At 41.4% G+C, this 19,701-nt stretch carries 9 protein-coding genes; 6 read left to right on the forward strand and 3 right to left on the reverse strand.

Translation table 11 applies throughout. The annotated features are described in order from the left end of the window. Window positions 1-75 precede the first annotated feature (75 nt). Entirely contained in the window at window positions 76-6,270 is a 6,195-nt protein-coding gene (locus tag V7O62_RS05365) for a cobaltochelatase subunit CobN (protein ID WP_406657983.1), read from the forward strand. A gap of 204 nt (window positions 6,271-6,474) precedes the next feature. On the opposite strand, the gene V7O62_RS05370 is transcribed toward V7O62_RS05365, so the two are convergent. Next, the gene (locus V7O62_RS05370; RefSeq protein WP_406657984.1) at window positions 6,475-6,684 is read right to left on the reverse strand and encodes a hypothetical protein; all 210 of its coding nucleotides are present in this window, start codon (window positions 6,682-6,684) and stop codon (window positions 6,475-6,477) included. Between V7O62_RS05370 and V7O62_RS05375 the strand changes: the two genes are divergently transcribed. The 5 genes from V7O62_RS05375 to V7O62_RS05395 all read left to right on the forward strand — a co-directional run bounded on the left by V7O62_RS05375 (window position 6,683) and on the right by V7O62_RS05395 (window position 17,562). Next, entirely contained in the window at window positions 6,683-10,933 is a 4,251-nt protein-coding gene (locus tag V7O62_RS05375) for a PGF-pre-PGF domain-containing protein (RefSeq protein ID WP_406657985.1), read from the forward strand. The two genes, V7O62_RS05370 and V7O62_RS05375, sit on opposite strands and share 2 nt — an antisense overlap. 124 nt (window positions 10,934-11,057) lie before the next feature. Then, entirely contained in the window at window positions 11,058-15,389 is a 4,332-nt protein-coding gene (locus V7O62_RS05380) for a PGF-pre-PGF domain-containing protein (RefSeq protein WP_406657986.1), read from the forward strand. 27 nt (window positions 15,390-15,416) lie between these two features. Next, window positions 15,417-16,421 carry a bifunctional N(6)-L-threonylcarbamoyladenine synthase/serine/threonine protein kinase gene (locus V7O62_RS05385; protein ID WP_406657987.1) on the forward strand — a complete coding sequence of 335 codons (1,005 nt, stop codon included), beginning with the start codon at window positions 15,417-15,419 and terminating at the stop codon, window positions 16,419-16,421. Between the two features lie 27 nt (window positions 16,422-16,448). Next, window positions 16,449-17,024, forward strand: coding sequence for a Kae1-associated kinase Bud32 (locus tag V7O62_RS05390; protein ID WP_406657988.1), 576 nt, complete (start codon window positions 16,449-16,451; stop codon window positions 17,022-17,024). After that, window positions 17,017-17,562, forward strand: coding sequence for an XTP/dITP diphosphatase (locus V7O62_RS05395; protein ID WP_406657989.1), 546 nt, complete (start codon window positions 17,017-17,019; stop codon window positions 17,560-17,562). The genes V7O62_RS05390 and V7O62_RS05395 overlap by 8 nt, the downstream gene beginning before the upstream one ends. A gap of 340 nt (window positions 17,563-17,902) precedes the next feature. On the opposite strand, the gene V7O62_RS05400 is transcribed toward V7O62_RS05395, so the two are convergent. Both V7O62_RS05400 and V7O62_RS05405 read right to left on the reverse strand, forming a co-directional pair. Beyond that, complete coding sequence (locus tag V7O62_RS05400; protein ID WP_406657990.1) at window positions 17,903-18,784, reverse strand: archaellin/type IV pilin N-terminal domain-containing protein; 882 nt, start codon at window positions 18,782-18,784, stop codon at window positions 17,903-17,905. A 243-nt stretch (window positions 18,785-19,027) separates the two neighbouring features. Next, the gene (locus tag V7O62_RS05405) at window positions 19,028-19,699 is read right to left on the reverse strand and encodes a cyclase family protein (protein WP_406657991.1); all 672 of its coding nucleotides are present in this window, start codon (window positions 19,697-19,699) and stop codon (window positions 19,028-19,030) included. Between the last annotated feature and the right edge of the window lie 2 nt (window positions 19,700-19,701).

Genomic DNA, 19,701 nt, shown 5'->3' on the forward strand with positions numbered 1-19,701 from the left:
ACAGGAGTGTTATACACATTAACAGGTGGTAACGTGCAGTATAAATATATAATTTTATTTATCTTAAGTTTATTGTTGTTAGCATCGCTAACGACAGTGGTATCGGCTGGAAGCTATGACAATATGGAACTTGTTGCAAATACGACTAGTGACGCTAACGGTCAATTTCTGATTCCAGATTTGCCAAATGGCCAATATACTTTAATTGCAGTGAATGAAACTCGAATGGGCAGTTCCCTAATTCCATATAACAAAGAATTGACTCTGGAGATCAAAAACTCTGATGAAAACACTATTGTTTCTTTGGAGAAAAGAGGATCAATAGATCATTCTGAAGTTTATTCCTTATTTAATCGCTCATCAATTTCTGGAATAACAAAGTACACTTCAGATGGTGGGACTAACTACAATAAATCTTGTACAATCGTGCTACTAGATTCTGAAACTAAGGAACTCGTTGCCAACACGACTAGTGGCTTAAATGGCCAGTTTCTGATTCCAGATTTGCCAAATGGGCAATATACTTTAATTGCAGTGAATGAAACTCGAATGGGCAGTTCCCTAATTCCATATAACAAGGAATTGACTCTGGAGATCAAAAATTCTGATGAACATACTATTCTTTCTTTGGAGAAAAGAGGATCAATAGATCATTCTGAAGTTTATTCCTTATTCAATCGCTCATCAATTTCTGGAATAACAAAGTACACTTCAGATGGTGGGACTAACTATAATAAATCTTGTACAATCGTGCTACTAGATTCTGAAACTAAGGAACTCATTGCCAACACGACTAGTGACTTAAATGGCCAGTTTCTGATTCCAGATTTGCCAAATGGGCAATATACTTTAATTGCAGTGAATGAAACTCGAATGGGCAGTTCCCTAATTCCATATAACAAGGAATTGACTCTGGAGATCAAAAATTCTGATGAACATACTATTCTTTCTTTGGAGAAAAGAGGATCAATAGATCATTCTGAAGTTTATTCCTTATTCAATCGCTCATCAATTTCTGGAATAACAAAGTACACTTCAGATGGTGGGACTAACTATAATAAATCATGTACGGTTGTCCTGCTTAAGGAAAAGGGACAGATATCCCCCCCAATTGCCGACTTTTCAGTCAATAATACATACGGCGATTGTCCTGTAACTGTTCAATTTACTGATCTATCTGAAAATGCAACTGAGTGGTATTGGGATTTTGGAGATGGCACTAACTCTACTGAACAAAACCCCTTGCACACGTATGATAGTGTGGGTTTCTTCAAGGTAAAACTAACTGTCAGCAATCCGGCAGGCAGCGATACTGAAAGAAGAATCAATTTGGTTACAAGCAACCTCCCGGATGTCAACAGGACCCAGCAGATTCTCTTCCTTGTCATTGGTGCGGAAGAAACCTACATGGCAAAACAGGCTGTTCAGGACATGGGTATGGAAGACTACGTTGATGTTTACGGTAGTTATCGTGAAAACCGTGTTGAAGTCATCTATTCCGAATTTGATGATAATATCAATATGAGTAAATATGACGCTGTTTTCATAACCTGGAAAGGTGGTATGGATTTCCTTGGTTCAAATCTTAAGTTACAGGTTCATGAGATGATCAACGAAACAAATCCAGGCACCTTTGTATATGATCACAATTATGATCTTGAAGATTTCTCCAATATAAACTATGTAAATCACACGGAGCATCCTTATCTTGAGGACTATTGGCTTGAACAGTATGATAACAACATTGTCCGGCTGATAACTTATCTTTCAGTTGTTGATCTTTCAGAACCCTTCAGCAACTACGCGGGAACTATTACAATAAAGGAACCTTCAATGCAACCTGATGACGGAATCATACATCCTGATGCAGGATATGAAATCTTTGAAGATCTGGAATCCTATCTTGAATGGTATGCAGATGACGATGGCACTCACCATGTCTACAATCCTGAAAACTATACGGTAGGTGTCGCATTCTTTGCAGGACATGACGGTGATCTCTGCACTGGTATCACAGAGGATCTAATTGAAAAACTGGAATCTAGAGGAATTAATGTTATTCCGGCATTCCGTCCGGGAGTCCTCTATGATGAAGACCTTGCAGAAGATCTCTTCAAAGCTGAAGACGAATACAAGGTTAACGCCTTCATTGATATTGGAATGGGTGTTTCCAGCATGTCTTCTTCAGTGTGGCACACAGAAGCTTTGCAGGAAATGAATGTGCCGGTTATCAATGGTATCCAGTACCAGGGTACAATTGAAGAATGGGAAGAAACTGTCAATGGACAGGATGGAAGATTCCAATACCAGATTCCAATTATGGAAATTGGCGGTGAAATCGAAGCTATCGTCATTGGTGGAAAAGAGTATAATGAAGAGCTTCATGTATGGACTTTCGAGACAATTGACTACCAGATGGACTGGATGATAGACCGTACAGTAAGGTGGATGGATTTACAACACATCCAGAATAAAGACAAGAGAGTTGCAATCATCTACTATAACCATGGAAAAGCAGGAGCAATGGTTGCTGCAAATCTTGATGTTGTTCCAAGTATTCCTAATTTCCTGAATGCCATGAATGAGAGCGGCTATGATATGGATGATATGGATATGAACAAATCCGAATTCCTTGATCTCGTTCTGCAACAGGGAAGAAATATTGGAATCTGGGCACCAGGTGAACTGGAATATATGGTCGAGAACTATGAAGTTGAACTGCTTCCTGTTGAAACATACATGGATTGGTTTGATGAACTTGAACCCGAAGCGAAGCAAAGTGTAATTGACACATGGGGTGAAGCACCCGGAAAAGGAATGGTTTACGAGAATGAATCCGGACAGTACTTCGTTTTCCCGAAGATTGAAGTTGGTAATGTACTCATTGCACCACAGCCACCAAGAGGCCTAACTATTAATGATACAATGCTCTACCATGATCAGACAATTCCACCATCACACAATTACATCGCATTCTATCTCTGGTTGAATCAAGAGAAGGAATCAGGTGGCTTCGATACTGATGCAGTTGTTCATTTTGGAAGACATGGAACCCAGGAATGGTTACAGGGCAAAGGTGTTGGCCTGTCAGCCAAGGAGTGCTGGCCTGCAATCCTTATACAGGACATGCCTGTTGTCTATCTCTATGATGTCGGAGGTGTCGGAGAAGGTATTACTGCAAAGAGAAGAGGTAACGCGGTAATGGTTGATCACCTGACTGCACCGGTTATCAGTTCGGGTCTTTACGGAAACCTTACAAAATTGCATGATGCCATGCATAATTACGAGACCGCTGAAGGCGTTCTCAAGCAGGAATACAAAGAATCCATAATTGAATACTATGAGAACCTGAATTTTGAGAATGATCTTGGTAACTCCTCAGAAGATCTCTATGCAATGAATAATGAGACGTTTGATAATTTCATCCTCTACGGACCGGTGCATGACTACCTGCACGAAATCGCAGCCTCTTACATGACTTATGGTTTCCACATACTTGGCGAAGACATGAGTGATGATGGGCTCATTGCCATGGTCAAGTCAATGCTCGGAAACGATTTTGTGAGGAATGTAAATGCAACGGGAATCTGTGATGATCCTGATGATTTGAACCCGGCACATTCGCCAAATATTCTTGATTTCATGCTTGAAGATGTTCTCGTAAATGGAACCGATCCAATGAATGTCGTGATTGATAGGTTTAATATTGACCACACATCCGGACAGTACTATTCAAATGTAACAAGCAATGCATCCGGAGAATATAATTTTTCATTTGTAAAAGATGGAAAATACACTGTCTACTCTTTGAAAGAAGAGCATGACGGATGGCTTACGGGGAAGAAATATGTAACCGTTGAAAATGGTGAAGTTGTTTCAGAAGTACAGTTGAATCTTACCAAGAATGCAACAGGCACATCCAATCCGGAACTTGAATATGTTCTCGACCTTCTTGAAGAGAATCCACCGGTTGAATTATCCGGCACTGTAGAAATATTCGGCCAGGTTACCTATTCTCCAATGGTTTCACCGAAGATCAGAGAAGATGCAAAGCTACTCCTTCAGCAGAATGGAGTTGTGACTGAGCTTCAGCTCTCAAATTCAACTGGAAACTATACATTTACCAATGTCTATGATGGTGAATACGAAATTACTGCACTCTATCAAAGTAACAGAAGTGGAAGCTGGTATTTAAAGACAAAAACCATCGAAATCAATACGACAGAATCTACCAGCATTAACATTGACTTTGCAATGGAAAAGGATAATGAAGCCGGGCTTGTTGCAAACTCTCTTCTTGGAGAAGTTTCAGGTACATGTTTAGACGAAACACTGAGTGGCGAATCAAATTGCAATGTTGTGCTGATCAGACGTATGACAGATGAACAGCTCACTGTTGTGAACGATCTTTACAGCGCAGTTGATTATTCAGAGGCTATCAAGGAATGTACGAACGCCGAAGTTGAAAGCATGCTCAATGCTCTAGATGGAAAATACATCCCTCCTGCATTAGGTGATGATCCTACCAGAAGCCCTGATGAAGTTATGCCAACTGGAAAGAATTTCTACTCATTTAATCCAAACATTGTTCCTACAAAGGAATCCTGGGAAATGGGTAAGCAACTTGCGGACGAATTCCTTGAGGAATGGAAGGAAACTCATGATGGTGAGTACCCCGAGAAGATCGGATTTGTACTCTGGTCTTCTGAATCAATGAGACATAAGGGAGTTATGGAATCTGAAGTTCTTTACATGCTTGGTGTGACTCCAGTATGGGATTCTAACGGTAAGGTAACAGGTGTGGAGCTTATTCCAGAAGAAGAACTAGGAAGGCCAAGAATTGATGTTGTTGTTACCATGACCGGTGTTTACCGTGATAACTGGAAGTGGCAGATTCAGTTGATGGACAGGGCTGTAAGACTTGCATCAGAGGCTGAAGATAAAACCTATGACAATTATGTCAAAGAGCATTCTGATGCTATCTATGATGCACTGATGGCCACCGGCAGTTACAGCTCCTCAGAAGCTCGTGATCTTTCAATGTGCAGATTGTTTGGTCCGGATGACGGAAGCTGGGGAATTGGCGGTCTCACAAATGCAGTGGATGCAAGTGGAAGTTGGGACGACGAAGAGAAGCTCGCCAATCTCTACATTGATTCCATGGGCAATATCTATGGTGACAAAGTATGGGCTCTAAAGGATACTGAAGTATTCAAGAATGTACTTGCAAATACAGAAGCCGTGTTCTTCAGCAGAAGTGGTAATTCCGGCCGGGGAAGCAACAGTGTGGTTTTTGACCACACATATGAGTTCTTCGGAGGTTTCGGCATGGCTGTTAGGAATGTTTCAGGAGACACGCCAGAAATGTTTATAGTCAATCTCAAGGACCCGGCTCAGGCAATGACCGAAACCCTTGGAAAATTCCTTGCAAGGGAGCTTCATTCCACATACTGGAATCCTGAATATATTCGTGGTATGATGGAGCACGGTTACACTGGTGCCGGTGAATTAGACAGCATCTTTGAAGACTTCTGGGGCCTAAATACAATGCTCCCGGATGAAGTTACTGATGAAATGTGGAAAGAGATGTACAATGTCTACATAGAAGACAAATATGATCTCGGATTGGATGAATTTTTCGAGAAGGAGAATCCATGGGCAAAACAATCCATGGAAGCCAGAATGCTTGAAGCAATCCGCAAAAAAGATCCTAGTGGTGAGTCTTATTTCGATGCACCTGAAGAAGTGATCCAGAAACTCGTGAAAGAATATGTCGAGTCTGTAGTTGAGAATGGTGTCAGTTGCTGCCATCACACATGTGGAAATCCACTGTTGAATGATTTCGTACAGGGTAACATGGGAGCTGCAGGAATCAGTCAAGACACACAGAATAAATTCAATGAGTTGATGTATGATGCAACCAAGAGACCGGAATTCCAGACCCAGCAACCTGAAATAACTAGCCCTTCGAGCAGTTCAAGCAGTAAAACAGGTACTGAACTTAAAGTTACTGAAGCCGGTTCCGGTTCATCCAACCAGACCATGATGTCAGGTTCCGGAGCAGGAATGGACCTTAACTCACCTGTAGAAGATGCAGCAAAATCTACACCTGATAACTACGTAGAAGGCTATGAGATGACAAAAGATAGTGTCAGTAAACCAGAAAGTAGTAGTTTCTCATTTACGGGTTCAGATATTGTAGCCTCTGTACTGGTAGTGGCAGGAGTTGGAGCCATGTACTTTGGATTCTGGAGAAGAAGACAAATTTAAAGACTTTTTTGGCACTTTTCAATCGAAAAGTGCCTCTATCTATTTTTATTTAAATTAAATATATTATTTACTTTTAAAAGAATTTACAAAAACATAAATATCATTGAATAATTTCTCTTTTTGAGAATGTAAAGTAGGGGCTATTAACATTCTTTAGCCTTCTCGCAGAATCTTATGTGGTAAAGATCCCGGCGAGTGTCAGAATCAACAAAATGGAAGGGTGGCAATGCACAAAAAACGATTGTTCTTCTTAATCTTATTTACGTTCACATTACTCATAACATCATGCACAAGCACTGCAATTTCAGCTTCTTCAGACAGCAATGGGAATATGATATTCCTGAAAACAGCTACTATAAATACAGATAATCTTTCTGAATACAATGAAGGGGAAATGGCTGTATCCTCAATCATGATTGAAGAAAACCAGATTGACGAAGAACAATACTACATTATACAGTTTAGCGGACCGATTTTTGAAAATCAGAAGGAGGAAATTAGCCAAACAGGAGCTGTACTATATGACTATTTGCCGGACAACGCCTTCGTTGTTAGGATGAACTCTTCTATTAAATCACAGGTAAGTTCACTCGAATTTGTAAAATGGATAGGTGAATACAAGGCTTCTTACAAATATGAACCTGTGGTTGCAATTTCCACAGACCTTCCAAAGTCTATATCATCAGAAGAAAAAGCTGATCTTCTGGTACTTCTTTTTAATGCAAACGACAACTCAAGAATAGCAAAAGAGATAGCAAGGACAGGAGGATCTGTGATAGAGACCTCTGGCAATATGATGAAGATCGAGATTGAAAAAAGCCGTGTCAATGAGATTGCATCCATCAGCGGTATAAGCTGGATTGAAGAATACCGTGAAGCTGTTCTTTCAAACGATGTTGCTGTAACTATCGTTGGTGTTACTCCGGTGCACGAAACACACAAATTGAACGGAAACGGGCAGATCGTAGCCGTTTGCGACACCGGAATTGATACAGGAAATAAAAACGCAATTCATGCAGACCTGAGAGGAAGAATAATCGATATCTTTGATGTGGCAGATGATGGAAGTGTTGCAGACCAGAATGGTCATGGAACACATGTAGCCGGTTCAGTACTGGGAAACGGTGCACTTTCTGGAGGAAACTATAGTGGAATGGCACCTGAAGCAGAGCTGGTATTTCAGGCTGCTGGAAATGATAGCGATTACCTATATCTTCCAGTTAACTTAAGTGATGTCTTTCAGCCTGCATATGACCTTGGAGCGAAAATACATACCAATAGTTGGGGCGATTCTTTAAGTGGAGCATATACTACAGATGCAAGAGAAATCGATAGGTTCATGTGGGAACATCCTGACATGCTAATTCTTTTTGCGGCGGGGAACGAAGGAGTAGATTCGGATCTCAATGGAGTTATTGATCATGACTCAATTGATTCCCCAGCAACATCAAAGAACTGCATTGCTGTAGGCTCCTCTGAAAATTATAGAGAAGATTTCCTCACCCAGTGGGGAAATTCATATGGATTTCCCATTGATGAAGACAAACTAGCAGATAATATTGAAGGCATCGCAGCTTCAAGTAGTAGAGGGCCTACAAATGATGAGAGGATTAAACCAGATGTTGTCGCGCCAGGCACATTCATTGTGTCTGTCAAGTCTAGCCAAGCCATTATTAGTCCTTGGTATAAAAATGTAAACTATGCTCCAATGAGTGGTACAAGCATGGCAACACCAATAGTTGCAGGTTCTGCAGCACTTGTCAGGCAGTACTACACTGAGATTGAAAATCTTTCTAATCCAAGCGCTGCGTTACTCAAAGCAACCCTAATAAACGGTGCCCATGACATGGCACCGGGTCAGTACGGTACAGGAGATTATAGAGAGATAGAAGGCAGGCCGGATTATTCTCAGGGATGGGGACGAATCGATATCGAAAACTCCCTGTTTCCTCAATATCCAGATGTTATCGCTTATTTTGATGAGGAGAAGATTGCAGACACAGATGATTTCTGGGAATTTGATTATGAATACATAGAAGAAAGCAGGCCCCTTCGTGCAACACTTGTGTGGACGGATTATCCAGGGAGTACACTAGTAATTCCACAGCTTGTGAACAACCTTGATCTGACGATAACCAGTCCTGATGACACATACTATGGAAATTATGATCTCAATAATGCTCCCGATACCGCCAATAATGTTGAGGGAGTGGAAATCAGTGAAACTGTGGATGGAGATTACAACGTTAGGGTTGATGGTACTCATGTACCGGAAGGACCCCAGGACTTCTCTCTCGTTCTCTCATTTACATGCGACAATAATGAATTCCCTGAAAACGGATCAAGCACTGATAATAGTTCAACAATCATCTCCACGGATGTTGTTCATCCGGGAGGAGTAGACCAAGGCTCAATAAATATGATGATCAATGGTTCTATCGTAGTGCACAGTACTGAGGAAATACCCGGCGGATACAGGATATATTACGATAAAACTACTCCTTACCAGAACGGAGAATACGATGTACTGGTAACTGCTCAAACAGCTAGCAGACAACAATTCTCCTATGGATGGGAATTCAATGTAGAAGCTGCAATTACAAGCTTTAATTTTGAAGACTTCGAACCCTTAGTGATTGGAGATATCAATGAAGAAGCAAACACCATATCTCTGACCGTACCATACGGAACTGATGTTACAGCACTTGTTCCAACAATAACTCACACCGGAGAAAACATATCGCCAGGCTCAGGAGTTGCAGAAAACTTCACAGATACAGTAACATATACTGTAACAGCAAAAGATGAAACTACTCAACAGTACGCAGTAACTGTCAATATAGCATCAAATACGTCTAAGGAGATTACAAATTTTGAATTGGGAGAACTTGATCCAAAAATTGTAGGGTCCATTAATGAAACAACGAAGACAATTACATTGAATGTACCATACGAAACTGATGTTACAGCACTTGCTCCAACTATATCCCACACTGGAAAGAACGTTGAACCAAATTCAGGAGCTGTAAGAAACTTCACGAGTCCGGTGACATACACGGTTATGGCAGAAAATGGTTCGATCCAGGAATACATAGTGACTGTCATTGTTGCATTAAATCCAGCCAAAGAAATTACAAGTTTCAAGCTTGAAGAGCTGGATCCGGCAGTGATAGGTACAATCAACGAAGCTGCTAAGACAGTAACATTGGATGTGCCACATGGAACGGATGTCACAAAACTTTCTCCAACAATAGATTACATCGGAGAAAGTATATCACCAGATTCTGGTGTTGCACAGAACTTCACAAATCCTGTAGCATATAACGTAACAGCAGAAGACGGTTCGACCCAAGAATACACAGTAACTGTCAATATAGCATCAAGCACGTCTAAGGAAATTACAAATTTTAAATTCACAGGACTTGATCCGATAGTAACAGGTACAATTGATGAAGAAGCAAAGACGGTGACACTAAATGTACCTTATGGGACAAATGCTACAACATTAGTACCAACAATATCTCACACTGGAGAGAGCATCTCTCCAGATTCTGATGTTGCAGAGAACTTCACAAATCCTGTAACATATACCATAACAGCAGAGGATAGTTCGACCCAGGAATACATAGTGACTGTCAACATTGCATTGGATCCAAGCAAAGAAATTACAAGTTTCAAGTTCAATGAACTGGATCCGGTAGTAACAGGTACAATTAATGAAACAGCAAAAACGGTGACATTAAGCGTACCTTACGGAACTAATGTCACAGCACTTGTTCCAACAATAATTCATACCGGAGAAAGCATAGCACCAGATTCAAGAGTTTCACAGAACTTTACAGACCTGGTGAATTACAATGTAACTGCCAGAGACGGCACCACTCAGGAATATGCCATAACAGTCACCATTGAACAAAATACGCCCATTACACCTTCAACCCCATCATCCGGAGGAAGCAGTAGTGGTGGAGGCGGTGGTGGTGGAGGAGCCACCGGTGAAGAATACGAGAATATCCTTGTAAAGGAAGTACTTGGTATCTTTGTCGGCAAAGATTCACATCTCAACTATGAATTTGAAAAAGAAGGCAACGCAATCACATCTATCCAGTTTGACTCACTGAAGAACTCCGGAAAAATACAGGCAATCATTGAAGTTCTCAAAGACACTTCCTCGTTTGCAGATACAGATGCTCCAGGCAATGTCTATCAACAAATGAACATCTGGGTGGGTAAAGTCGGATTCGTCAGTCCTGACAATGTTGAAAACCTGAAGATCGGATTCAAGGTCGAAAAATCCTGGCTGGAAGAAAATGATATTGAAACTGATGATGTGAAACTGTACAGGTATTCGGAAGACTCATGGGAAGCACTTCCCACCTCCCTGACCGGAGAAGATGAAGAATATCTTTACTTCGAAGCAGAGACACCCGGCTTTTCTCCCTTTGCAATAAGCAGCGACAAAGTACAAAGCGAGACAAAACTGGCTGACAGCCAGGATACACTGTACTCAGCCCAAGATGAAGAAATTCTCAGAAATGATTCAACAGGCCAGGGAAATGCTGATCTGAATCAAACTGAAAAAGAAAATAGCTTGAATTTCATTTCCGGTTTAATCAGTGGTTTAATAATTTGTATTGCCTGTTTCTTCCTGAAAAGGCAATAACCTATTTTTCCGTGCACGCAAAATATTTTAAGGATAGCAAGACCTTTCATTTTTTATTAGACAGCAGATATAAATATATTTGATATAATATTGTGTTATCTGTATCTAATTGAAGGATTTTTGCATGTGCACAAAAAACAAAACCCTCATAAAAATTATCCTTATCATTTTATTGACTGCTTTTAATGCCTCAGCAAACATAGATGAAAATGACCTTGGTAACACCGATGTACTTCTCTTGAAAGCCGGGCATGTTAAAACAGATATCGTAAATGAATACGAAAGCCAGGCTTCTGAGAAAGCAGCAATAAATTACTCTGCAATGCCTGCTGGAAATGTAGAAAAATACTATATTGTACAGTTCAGCGGACATGTGCAGGAAAAATGGAAACAGGACGTATCATCAAAGGGAGCCGAAATATACAATTACATTCCAAACAATGCATTTGTTTTCAAAATGAATGAAGATGTCAAAATTCAGGTTCAAGCATTGGATTTTGTCAAGTGGGTTGGCGAGTACAAGCCTTCATACAAATACGACCCAGAAGTAACTGATACAAAGACGATTCAAATTGCTAGCCCCGAACTTGAAACAGACATTGTATATCAGATAATACTTTTCTCGGCAGAAGACTATGAAAGAGTAGCAAATGACATTGAAACATCGGGAGGAAATGTCATTTCCGGCTCAAGAAAGACATTAAAAGTACAATCACAGGCGGACATCCTTCCGGGAATTGCGACCATTAACGGAATCAGTTGGATTGAAGAATACGTTCAACCAACCGTAGACAACGGCATCTCTACAGGAATCGTTAATGTTGAAACAGTTCACGAGACATTCGGACTCAATGGCAGTGGCCAAATCGTAGCAGTATGTGACACCGGACTGGATACAGGTGTGAACGATGATTCAATGCACGCAGACTTGAGAGGGAGAATAATCAATATCTTTGATGTGGCAGATGATGGAAGTGCTGCTGACCAGAATGGCCATGGAACTCATGTTTCAGGCTCTGTACTTGGGAATGGAGCACTCTCAGGAGGAGAGTATACCGGGATAGCACCTGAAGCCTCGCTAATATTTCAGGCTGCAGGAAACAGCTACAGTTCCCTGACTCTGCCCGGCGATCTTAATGATCTTTTCCAGCAAACGTATGACCTTGGAGCAAGAATACATACCAATAGCTGGGGAAGCCCACTTAACGGAGATTATACCACAAGATCACAGCAGGTCGATCAGTTTATGTGGGAACATCCGGATATGCTGATACTTTTCTCCGCAGGAAACTCCGGAGTAGATTCTAACGCAGATGGAGTGGTTGACCAGGATTCTTTAGGAGCTCCTGCTACTGCAAAGAATTGCCTTACCGTTGGTGCATCAGAAAATTACAGACCAGACATAACAAGTTCCAGATATGGAACTTCCTGGCCATTGAGCTTCGCAGCAAATCCGATCTATAGTGACTATCTGGCAGACGACAGCAAGGGTATTGCAGCCTTCAGCAGCAGAGGACCAACTGATGATGGGAGAATTAAACCTGACGTTGTTGCACCAGGCACATTCATTGCTTCCACCAGATCGAGTATAGGGAATTCAAATGGATGGGGAATCATTGATGACAATTACCTGTACATGGGTGGTACAAGCATGTCCACCCCAATAACTGCAGGATCAGTTGCAATTGTAAGAGAATACTATACGGAAATCGAAAGTTTAAGCAACCCAAGTGCTGCTTTGTTAAAAGCAACACTAATCAATGGTGCATTGAACATAACACCTGGGCAATACGGAACAGGGAGCACACAGGAAATTTCCGGAAGACCCGATTACTCACAGGGATGGGGCAGGGTTGATGTTGGAAACTCCATATGTCCGCAATATCCGGAAGTTATAAGCTATTTTGATAATATCGCACTGAATTACAGCGAGTCATGGAACATTAGTTACGACATAGTCGCTGATTCTGAAATTCTCAGGGCAACACTTGCCTGGACGGATTATCCCGGGGATGCAGCCGTAGAATTGCAGCTCGTTAACAATCTTGACCTGAAAGTAGTGGGACCCGATGACACCACATACTACGGAAATGGAGCTCCTGATGAATTAAATAACGTAGAAGGCATTGAACTAATCAACCCTGCAAGTGGAACATATACATTCATTGTGAACGGTACAAACATACCCCAGGGACCTCAGAATTTCTCACTTGTCCTGTACACAACATTTGATTCAAACGAGTATCCGCAAAACGATAAATACACAGATAACGCTACAACTGCTGTTTACCTTAACTTCACACACCCCCATGGAATAAATGCAAGCTCAATTAACATGACTATAGACGGTTTGCAGGTAGTTCACTCACTGGAAGGCATCAATGGAGGCTATAGGATAGAAAACCTGACAGCGCAGCCATATTCCGAAGGATATCATGATGTGTTTGTCAGTGCACTGACAAACCTGAGCAGAGAGATAAGTTACGAATGGAGATTTTATTCCAGTGTTGAAGAAAATGTAATTCAAGTACAGGGACTTGAAGAGAAAGCAGTAATACAGGAAGAATCATTTGAGATAAATATCAGTAATAGAAAAATGTGCGATTTCTGGTATAGCATTGACAATGGAGCTAACTCCACAAAAGAAACAGGATTTTCATCCACTACCATACTAAATATTACTGAAGGAAATCATAGCATCACAGTCTTTGCCGAGGATATCACAGGACACGTAAATTCAACAACTGTAAACTTCACGGTGTTCACAAGTCAGCCAACAATCGATTCCCCTGAATCAGGAACCATCTATTACCTTCCGATCAGTAGCTTTTCAATGAACGGTAGTGCAGGAGTCGCAACAAATGTCTCTGTTTATGTGAACGGAGTAATCACTAACCTGTCTCATCCGGTTTCGAGCGGAATATTTAATCTCAGTGGTGTTCCTCTTTCAAACGGGACAAACACTATCAATGTCACATCTATTTTCAATAATTCAGAAGATGATTACTACAGCTCCAATACCACCATTTATCTTAGTCTTGGGGAAACTTTTGATACAACCGGAAATGATGAAGTAACACTCCATGTTCCAGGCATTGGAGACAATGTCAGTGACCCGTCCTTCAATTTTAACATCACAGGCACTTCTGCAAATCCGGGAAACCTCTCTGTTTCGGTTATAGAAATGACTGAACCAGACATGGGATCAAAGTTTACTGGAAGTGTATTTGATATCATAGTCAAAAATGAATCGGATGAAGACTATTCACATCAGTTTGGCAGAAACGTTTCTCTTACACTTGGATATGACCCATATCTCGTAACGAACACTGAAAAAGTTATGTTTGCATGGTATGACCCTGATAACAATTCATGGATTCCTTTCAGAACTTCAAGAAACATATCAGCCCACACAGTAACTGCAAACATAACCCACCTTAGCATCTATGCACCACTTGAAGACAACATAGCTCCGGTTATCAGCGATCTGAGTAGCTCCAGTACCACATCATCCATAACTTTGGTATGGAGCAAGTCTGAAGATACGAATCATGTCGAAATATGGAAGAATGGGAAATTTCTTAAGAATAACTCAGGTACGCAAATGACAGACACCGGACTCTCTGCCGGTACAAGCTATTTGTACAGCCTCAAAGCCATCGATTTCGCAGACAACATTGGTAGCTGGTCAAATACCAGCATCAAAACATCCACAGAAATAGTCACTTCACCCGGTTCCAGCTCATCCGGTGGCGGAGGAGGCGGTGGTGGTGGAGGATCCACAGGTGAAGAATATGAGAATATCGCACTGAAAGACGTGCTTACCGTGTATGCAGGAAAAGAGGAAGTAGTAGACTTTGATTTTAATGATGTGAATAACGATATTGACTATGTTCGCTACCATTCACTGAAAAATGCGGGAAAAATAACCGTCACGATCGAAGTTTTGAAGAATATATCCACATTTACCCATAGTCCTGCGCCGGACTTGGTCTATAAAAACATCAATATCTGGGTTGGTAAAACAGGCTATGCAACAGAAGGCAATATCGAAGATCCGACTATTGGGTTCAGAGTTGACAGATCATGGGTAGTTGGCAACTTCATCGATGAGGAATCAATAAACCTGTACAGATACGCAGACGAGTCATGGGAAAAGCTACCTACCGAACAATCCGGATCGGATGAGAACTACCTTTATTTTGAATCAAGGACACCTGGCTTTTCACCCTTTGCAATCACAGGGAAGAGTACGATACAGCAAATGGAAAATAATGTCAATGCTGACGTCCTGCTCGAACAGGAAGTGCAAACCGACGAAGTACCTTTACCGGAAGAGGAATCCGGTTCAGATAGCAAACCATCCACATCAAATACAATGTCATTGATCTACACAGGTTTTGCCGGAATTATTCTTACAATTGCTTATTTCATTGTAAGGAAACAGCAAAATTAATATTATGATGCTGACCATTAAACGCTGGTGAAATTAGATTTGAAAGGAACAGTCCTTGGTATCGAAGGCACGGCATGGAATCTCAGCGTTGCTGTCGTGAATGAAAAAGACGTAATCTCGGAGGCAACCGACACATACAGCCCTCCAAGCGGAGGCATACATCCGCGTGAAGCTGCGCAGCACCATGCAAAATATGCTTCTGCCATGATTAAAAAAGCACTTGAAGAGGCTAAGGAAAAAGGTATCAAAGCAGATGACATAGATGCTATTTCCTTCTCACAGGGACCCGGACTCGGCGCCTGTTTACGTACGGTTGCAACTGCTGCAAGGATGCTTGCCATTACTCTGGATATCCCGCTTGTAGGCGTTAATCATTGTCTTGCCCACATAGAAGTAGGACGATGGAAGACACCTGCTGATGATCCCGTAACACTTTATGTCAGCGGTGCAAACTCACAGGTACTGGCTTACCGTATGGGAAGATACCGTGTCTTCGGAGAGACACTGGATATAGGTCTTGGAAATGCCTTTGATAAATTTGCAAGAAGCGCAGGCCTCAGCCATCCTGGTGGCCCAAAGATTGAGCAGCTGGCCAAGAAATCAAATAACTATATTCCCATGCCCTATGTAGTCAAGGGGATGGACCTTTCCTTCTCGGGACTTTCCACTGCTGCAACAGAGAGTCTCAAAAAATATCCTATAGAGGATGTATGCTATTCCCTGCAGGAAAATGCCTTTGCCATGGTCGTAGAGGTAACCGAACGCGCACTTGCACATACTGAGAAGAATGAAGTGCTTCTTGCAGGTGGAGTGGGAGCAAATGCAAGGCTTCGGGAAATGCTTGGCATTATGTGTGAAGACAGAGGAGCATCCTTCTATGTTCCCGAAAAAAGATTTATGGGCGACAACGGGGCAATGATAGCCTATCTGGGACTACTGATGTATGAGGCAGGAGATACACTGTCGATTGAGGATTCACATGTGAACCCGAATTTCAGGCCTGACGATGTCAATGTGACCTGGCGTGAATGACTTTCGGTAATATGAGGTAAGCAAAATATGACATATCTGACGAGTGGTGCCGAAGCTACAGTTAAAGTAAAGGGAGAACTTATCGTCAAGGAAAGAGTACCAAAAAGGTACCGTATCAGGGAACTTGATGAACGAATCCGAAAAGAAAGGACAAAGGCCGAAGCCCGCCTGATATCCGAAGCCAGGCGTCTTGGAATACCGACCCCGATAGTACACGATATACAAAACTCGACCATTGTTATGCAATACATTCCGGGAACTCCACTGAAACATGTTATCGATGAAAGCTTAAGCGAGCGACTCGGAGAACTCATAGGCAGATTGCATTCAGGAGGAATCATCCACGGTGACCTTACAACTTCAAATCTACTACTTTACAATGAAAGAATATTTATGATAGACTTCGGGTTATCATTCATGGACCCGGGAGTCGAAGCAAAAGGTGTGGACGTACACGTCCTGTTCCAGACGTTCGAGAGTACACATCATGACTATAGAGCACTTATAGATGCTTTTTCCAGAGGCTACAGGCATACATGTGACAATTCTGGTGAAGTACTGGAAAGAGTAAAGGAAATAGAAAAAAGAGGAAGATATGCGTAAGATCATTTTTGTAACAGGCAACAAAGGCAAGTTCAGTGAAGTGAAGGAAATACTTGCAGCAAAGGACATTGAGGTTATCCAGAATAGTGATGGATATCCCGAGTTGCAGGAGAATGAGCTTGAACCCATTGCAGCTTATGGAGCCAAGTGGGTGGCTGAAAAGCTGGGAATGCCTGTAATGGTGGATGATTCCGGACTGTTCATTAAGGCACTTAACGGTTTTCCAGGCCCTTATTCAGCCTTTGTTGAAGAGAATCTTGGTAACAAAAGGGTACTGAAACTCATGGAAGATGAAGAAGACAGGACTGCAACCTTCAAGTCAGTTATTGGCTACTGCGAACCCGGCAAAGAGCCAGAGGTGTTTACTGGCACAGTTGATGGAAAGATCTCTTTTGAAGAATGTGGGAACGGTGGCTTTGGATACGACCCTATTTTTGATTACAACGGGAAAACATTCGGTGAGCTGGGTAATGAAGAAAAGAATAAGCTATCCCATCGTAGAAGAGCCCTGGATAAATTCCTTGAATGGCTGGATTGAGAGGAAATTACAGAAAAAATTGAAGATATAGCTGTTCCTCTTAAAATTATTCATCCTACACTGATAACCACAGCTATACTTATTTTTGAATCTACTTCATGGAGTGATAGCAACCTACACAGGTTGTAAGTCTAAAAAGATACATGAGCTTTCTGTTGAGTTGCTTTCAATCCAGAATGTGTATTTAGAGTATAAAGGATATGGAAGGTACAAAGACAATATTCCATAACTCTGTGAGAAATATTAAGAAAAATACAAATCCTGTAGTCACTGATGAATTCACTTCTGGATCGTATTTTGCAACAGAAAATGTACTGTATCACACTTTTTAAACCAGTTCTCAGTACCTCAGCAGGATATACTTTTCATTGAAGTAAGCACCTGGTGTTATAAAGTCGAAAACTACAAGAGCACCGGCTTCCGGCCTTACCTGGAAAGCAACTTCAGTCCTTGGTTCAAGGCCTTCATAGTCTTCATCATCAATCTGGTAGATTTTTCGCATATCTACTACGATCTCCATGATATCACCTGTCCTTAACACAGGTTGTGTGGCCTTGAATGTTGCTTGATCACGGGAACGTATTGGGCTTACTGAAAAATATTCAGAAGTAGGATTGTGTATTTCAGTGGTCTCAGCATCAGTATTATACCGGACATTAGCAACATGCTCACCATCTGAAAGATAAATAATCAGCTGTGAAAGGTCCACATCTTCACTACCAGGACCAAGTGATACGGATATGTGTAATTTTGTGATCTCACCATACTCTAGTGTGTCACTTACAACAACCGTTCCGACTACATCAGCTGCAAAATCAGAACTCACTGTAAAATTGTGAGTACCTGATTGTGTAAAACGATATTCATAATAGGATCCAGCCTCAACCGAGTTGGCAGTTCCTCCATTAACGGAAACATTGAACCCACCGGATTCAGAAATCCATTCGACTATTGTTCCTCGATCGCAACTTATATTTGTAGGAGACACCACACCATCGGTTACAGTAACCGTTTCGTATATTGCACGTTCACCTTCCACACGATCAACACGCATGTTGGAAGCAACCTCTCTGGTAGTTTCCTGGCCAGTCTGGGATGCTTTCTGCTGAAGCACACCGGAAGTTTTGATTAGGAGTGCTGATGCTACTGCAGCCACCAGTACCATTGATATGAAAATGATTAGAGTACCTATACCTACCTGTGCACGGTTGTCACTGTGCATTGTCTGCTTCTGATTTGCTTTCGTGCGACTTCCCTCATCAAACGTTGTAGCAATCGTGTAACATGAGTATATAGTTTATAGTATATTAATTCTGTTATTTAATAATTTTTGGAACTTAGCAGAATAACCGCATTCTCATCCCATATATTCATTTCAAACGATTTACACAATATAGTATAACATATGTAATATTTAAATTAATCCATTAATATGTTATTCTTGATATAAAACAAAATCATCCATCTAGAGCCCATTCTCAAACAGAATCGCCCGCGCAGGAGCACCATCACAGCCATATAGCTTCAAAGGAAGACACACAAATTGATAAAAGCCTGCATTTACTTCCGAAAAGTTAAGATTTTCCACAATTATTATACCGTTTTCCAGAAACAGTCTGTGATTATCAAAAGAAGCATCTGAATCCACAGAAAGAGTATCCACGCCAACTGTCCTGAAACCATGTTCCATAATCCACAAACCTGCACTTGCATCCAGATTCCTCTGGGTATACAGGGAATCTTCATTCTCTTTTACATCAAGGGAAACACATGTCTTTATGAGCAACACTTGAACATCTGATTTGTGTTCGCCTACAAGTTTCCCAAGAGCCATTTTCAAATCATCGCTTGAAATCTCAGAATTCACAAAAGAGAGGTCAAGAACTATAGCCTCACCAACAAGTGCTTCAATTGGAATTTTTTCAATGCTCAGGCCTTCTTCAAAAATGTGAGAAGGAGCATCCACATGAGTTCCTGTATGCGTACCGAAACTCACTCTGGAAACAGCATAGCCATCCATGTCTATAGAAGAAACGGATTCTACCTGTGTTTCAGGATCACCGGGATACACAAAAGTATCAGGAGATATACCTACGGAGATATCAATGATCTTTTTGCGGATGTTAAATTTTGACATGA

This window comes from Methanolobus sp. ZRKC2, from assembly GCF_045291185.1.
GTDB lineage: Archaea > Halobacteriota > Methanosarcinia > Methanosarcinales > Methanosarcinaceae > Methanolobus.